Here is a 5766-nt window from a genome sequence, read left to right as displayed (position 1 = left end):
ATTTTTATCAACATCTGCAAATTTTGTTGTTTTCGTTGCCTTAAATTTAAAAGCATTTGTAAGCACTTGTGCCATTTGTTCACGAGTTAAAATATCATCTGGACCATATTTCCCATCACCAAATCCATTTACAAGTCCTGCTTTAGCAAGTGCTAAGATTTCTTTTTCAAACAAATGTCCTTTAATATCAGTAAACGGATTTTTGAAGCTAGCATCTGCATCTGCTGGTTTTACGTACATATAAATCATACGAGCAACTTGCCCACGGGTTACATTGTCACCAAAGCCAAAGATATTATTTCCGTACCCTTGCACTACTTTACGATTTGTTAAATCATAAATTGCTTTTGTAGACCAGTGATTTACTGGAACATCATTGAATTTTAATGAATCTGTGTTATCAGCAGCTTTCGCTGTAAATGCTCCTGCCCCTAATAAAGATGTACCCATAATTGTTAGTGCTGTTGCTGTTTTTAAAAATTTGTTAGTCATTGTTTGTTCCTCCAAATATATTAGTTTTTTCATAGTTTATTTTATTGTACCTAATTTAAACATAAAATCCAGATAATTTAACATATAAATTAATTAATTAACATTTTTTATAACTTCTGTTCTATATAGGTATATTTTCCTGGCAAAAAAACTATACTTTTCAGCATAGTCTTTTATAGTACAAATCTTAGAATTTTCATTACTTAAAATATACTTGTCCCAATCCCTCTTTACTCGCCCATATCGGAGCTTTTATGCCATCTACACCAATCAGCTTAAATATGAAGAAATGGTGTTCTGCTTTCACCTTAAAAGAAAGGGATTGATTATAATCGATGCGTCCCTTTGTATACTCATACTTCCATCCATCCATCTTTTCTTCTTTCATTCTTTTCTCTATCCCAGGGACTAAATCCACCCTTTTTCCATTATAATCATATTGAAATCCACCCTTATTTTCTGCGATTTCTACTATATCAGCAGCAAAGTTATGTGCTTTCACTAACTGTATTCCATACAAAACGCCTTCGGGTAAAAGGCTAATTAATAATAAAGAAAAGGTAAGGAATAGAGCCGTAGTTACTGTATTTTGCATTTTTAATGCACCTACTCTTTTTCTTTATTTTACGTTTCCACCTAATTGTTTTTCTTTTTCATTCGCATCATAAATAATAATACTTCTCGCTTTACTCTTTATCGTTTCTTTTTTTTCATCAAATTGCTTAAAATAACTAGCAGCTTCTACATCACCTTCGACAGCAATCATTGCTGGTTTTTCCTGTACATCATGTACAGTGAAGTTACGTTTTGAAGCGGGATCTTTAAAATCCGCATTACCGTTATACGCCTTTTCAAACTCTTGTTTCGCTTTTTCTGGATCAATAGCTATTTCTTCTTCTGCACGCAGAGTACCAACTTTTACAGACTTAGCCACAGCTATCTCGCCTCCCCTTTCTAAAGACGATTTATTATCAGTATGTGTTGTATCTCCAATCACCATATCAGTTACAAAGAATAGACAACCTACAAATAACAGCAACATACTTGCTGCAACAATAAACTTTTGCATTCCTCTTCATCCTCCTTAACTTTCAGACTTTCGAAATCGAAATCCGCTTAAAATAGAACTTTTTTTGGGGTTCAACAATTGATTTGGCAGCAATAACTCTGCTATTTCCTTCATTATTCCTTCTAACTCTTTATAATAGTTGCGACTTGATAGTAACGTACTACTATTCAATTGTGACTCGAACACATCTTCTATTTCATATGGTGGTAAAGCAGTTAATACCTTATCTCCAAAGCATTCTTCTACTATTTCATGCTTTAAAAGTACAGGAGAAAACTTATTCCCAATGATCCTCACTTTCTCTAAACCTAAGTAAGAAACGAGCTTTCTCTCTTTTTGTGTAAGAGGATGCGCTATCTTTAGCAATTGATGCAGATCTGGTTCCGCTACAAAGAATATGTAATCCGCCATTTCACATATCTCATGGTATAAATTTTTATCCCAATCGCTCCCTGCATCAATAATAGATATAGGTGCTTCTTGGTTGGCCAATAAAACCTTAATAAAATGGTCGAAGTCCTGCTCTGTTTCGTTTTTCAGCTCTTGGTCAACTATAGGATTCTTTACAATATAATTTATTCTTCCTTGCTTCCATTTTGGAATTAATAATATATCAGATTCCTTCTGTAGCATCTCTTTATATCGCTGCAACATAAATTCACTACGATAGTTTTCTGGCGCTTCTGTATATCCCTTTAATAACGGATACGTATAACCATCATCATATAAGTTCTCTATATAATTCACATCAATCTGTAGTTCATTTAAGTAAGCGGCTAAAAGATGTGAAACAAAAGTGGCACCACTTCTCCTGTTCATGCTGGCCACAACAATTGTTCGTCTTGGAATAGCAATACCAATTTGTTTTTCATATACTGGCTCAAAAGCCAATTTATACTGTTTTTTAATAATTGGCGCTTTTGACGTTTCCTTCTGAATAGACTTACGATTTTGTTTGTTTTTAAATAGTTTATTGGATTTAGAAGAAGGTTCATTTTTGCCACCTTCCTCTAATTCACCTGATACTTTCTCTTCTTCCTCATCAACAAGAACCTTGGGCACCTTTGTTTGTTGCGGTGCTTGACTTGTTCCTACAATTTCCACTACATTTTTAATATCCGATTCCTGTAGCAGCTGCGGGATGACTTTATTATCAATGTCAATTTTACGAGAGTTAAAAATGTCATAGATACCTAGATAAATCAGTTTCGCTAAAAATTCATCATTATTTTCACGCTCTGTAAATACTACAATGCGAATATCTCGCTGAAAGCGAATTTCTCTTAACTTCTGTAAAATAATTAATTCTCGCTTATCTTCGTGTCCTGCATCAATATTTAATCGTTTGTCATTAATACATAGAATATCAGGTTGCTCCGTATCTAGAATTTCATCTAAATACTTTATGTGCATGACATCACTATCAGCCACTTCAAATCCTGCACCAACAAAATCCTCACGTAAATATGCCGTATACACAGTATCACTAATAGCTAATACAATCTTTTTCATTATGAAAAACTCCTCTTTGATAGAAAATCACTTTAAAGTAATAGCATGTTTTCAAAAGGCACTTTTGTTGCGTTTTGTATTTTTGTTAATAGTTCGGTGAGAAGTGATTCTATTTCAAATCCCTTCAAATTACATGGCATATTATCAATAAGGTTGTATTTGACTCTAACCTCTAAACGATCCTCGATTTCTTCTAACGGTACCGCACTAAATAAACTTTGTTCATATATAAATCCATCTCGAAGATTTTTTTGTATTTCTGTCTTGTCTTTGTAAACAATGGTTACTTGTGCTAATTCAATAAAAGGGTTATCTAAAGTTAATTTCGTATTCCAGTTTAGACTCCAGATTTCACAACGACCGTCTGCATGCACAACATTAGCAGCTACAGATGGAGTAATTGTAAATAAACGATCTACTGGAACATTTGTAAATGTAGTTGTTTTTCCTTCTACTACTTTCAGTCCTCTTTCCTCACGCTCATGCTCAAGTGCAATTTCCGCACCAAACAATGCAATTTCACAAAACACTTGCTCCATTATGGGTTTAATGCCTTCATACGTTCGAACAGCAAATACACTAAATTCTTGTGTTTCATCCGTTCGAACTAATTCATAAATGCTAAATTCCGCTGCATTTACAATTGCAAAAGGAATATCTTGTACAAAATTAGGATTTGTAAATAGCGAATCCGGAATCACTGTCTCTGGATGTTTGAAAAACTCTAAACCAAGCTGATATCCTTTTAGAAATGCATTCTTAGCAGCAGCTGGGAATAATGTTTCGAATCTTTTGAGACTGCTTTTAAATTGCTTCTCTTCGACCTCGTTATTAAATTCTCTATCTTGTAAAATGTTTACACGATCAGCAAGCATTAAAAAATAGTAGTTAATAAGAGAATTAATTCTCTCCTCAAAAACTTGATTATCTTTACAATATTTATCAAATCTTCTTTTACTTTCACTAATAATTTCATTCATTCTTTAATACTCTCCTTATCATTTTCTAGTTATTAAATAAAAAAAGACACACCAATGGCAGGTATATGCCCTCGGTGTGTCCGTTTAGCAAGAATTAAATATCTCTCGATTCGTATATTAATTTTAAACAATAAAACTTATGTATAAGATTATCTCTATAATATCTAAATGTCAATACTACTTCGCAACTATTAATTAAACTCACAAAAATAATGCTTCTAATTGATTAACCTTTTTCTTTTTTTGCATATGTCATTTAATCACCTAATTCAGGTAATACTATTAGTATATCTAAGTACAGGGTTTTCATACCAAAATTTCGATTTATATTTACAACTAAATTTCAAAAGTAAAAAACCATTCATTTAATATATTCCTTACTTAGAGAACTTTAGATACAAAACAATCTTTATAGTACTCATAGCATAACTAACAGCAAACAACTAAAACATATTAATGTTATGTAAACAGTAAGGTAGTACAAACACGTTCAGTTGATATTAACATATCAACTGACATTGACATGAAATTACATATTGAGAGATGAATATAAGTTAAACTAACCCATCCAGGTCATACCTAAGCCAACTTATTAATTACATATTTCGCAAACAAAGATTATAAAATAACTTTTGAGTTCCTAATTTAATTATTAGACAAAAAAGCATGCAAATGATGAATATACATCCATACCATGTTTTCCTCGTAAGAATTAAAATGACTTTTAGTTTGCGCATACTTAAATTTGAATGATGTACAAAATCATTTCTATTATAGCTAAGTTTCAAAACCATTTCTTCCACTCAAATACTATAAAAAAGAACTCATACTTATAGTATGCCCAACTAAATTAGTCTTATACCTGAACATTACAACTGCTATTTATAACTAAATTTCAAATATGCTACACCATTCTTTTTATAAACCTCCTTGGTCAAGAAGGTTTATAAGAAAATCTATCTCCATTTAATTTTCAACACAATTTGAAGTACACAACCCAGACATGTTAATGTCATATAAAGAATTAACTAACACTAATACCTATGATTGAGATTGACATATTAATTGATATTGATATGAAATGAAACAAAAATGTATAGATGTTAATTTCATATCAATATTTAAGATGTTATATCACTCTGTTGATACCCAGATATAAATCAACGCAAAACTATTTGGTAGATCTACATTTAAGTTAATAGAATGTAACAACTAACAAACCAGCGCATGCTATATTTTATTACCAATTACTTTTATTAACTTTTTAAGGGGTTTAAGTCATAAACACCCATTAGAATAACTAGTATCTCTAAGTCTAAATGGTATTTTCTATCTCTGATCAACATGACATTAACAATCAGGATGATCCGTCCTTAGTTTGAATAGATTTTGTTAATGTTATATAGATAATTAACTAACACTAATACCTATGATTGAGATTGACATATTAATTGAGATTGATATGAAATGAAGCGAAAATGTGTAGATGTTAATTTCATATCAATATTTAAGATGTTATATCACTCTGTTGATACCCAGATATAAATCAACGCAAAACTATTTGGTGGATCTACATTTAAGTTAATGGAATGTAACAACTAGCAAACCAGCGCATGCTATATTTTATTACCAATTACTTTTATTAACTTTTTAAGAGGTTTAAGTCATAAACACCCATTAGAATAACTAGTATCTCTAAGTCTAAATGGTATT

5 protein-coding genes are annotated in these 5766 nt (G+C 31.5%); all 5 read right to left on the bottom strand.

Features of this window, described 5'->3' with window-relative positions; translation table 11 throughout:
• The coding region (locus MR170_RS29480) for an S-layer homology domain-containing protein (protein WP_346749476.1) at nucleotides 1-525 on the bottom strand (525 nt) is incomplete at its 3' end.
• Nucleotides 526-691: 166 nt separating this feature from the next.
• On the bottom strand, nucleotides 692-1087 hold the full coding sequence (locus MR170_RS29475) for a DUF4320 family protein (protein WP_242310452.1): 396 nt from the start codon (nucleotides 1085-1087) through the stop codon (nucleotides 692-694).
• Nucleotides 1088-1111: 24 nt separating this feature from the next.
• Entirely contained in the window at nucleotides 1112-1561 is a 450-nt protein-coding gene (locus MR170_RS29470) for a hypothetical protein (RefSeq protein ID WP_001168898.1), read from the bottom strand.
• Between the two features lie 15 nt (nucleotides 1562-1576).
• A complete protein-coding gene (locus MR170_RS29465; RefSeq protein ID WP_242310451.1) occupies nucleotides 1577-3073 on the bottom strand; it encodes a hypothetical protein in 1497 nt (498 codons plus the stop codon).
• A 32-nt stretch (nucleotides 3074-3105) separates the two neighbouring features.
• Nucleotides 3106-4053, bottom strand: coding sequence for a hypothetical protein (locus tag MR170_RS29460; protein ID WP_097987550.1), 948 nt, complete (start codon nucleotides 4051-4053; stop codon nucleotides 3106-3108).
• Between the last annotated feature and the right edge of the window lie 1713 nt (nucleotides 4054-5766).

The organism is Bacillus cereus group sp. BfR-BA-01524 (genome assembly GCF_022662595.1).
In the GTDB taxonomy this organism is placed as follows: domain Bacteria; phylum Bacillota; class Bacilli; order Bacillales; family Bacillaceae_G; genus Bacillus_A; species Bacillus_A thuringiensis_S.
This window is presented reverse-complemented; position numbering and strand designations above follow the sequence as displayed.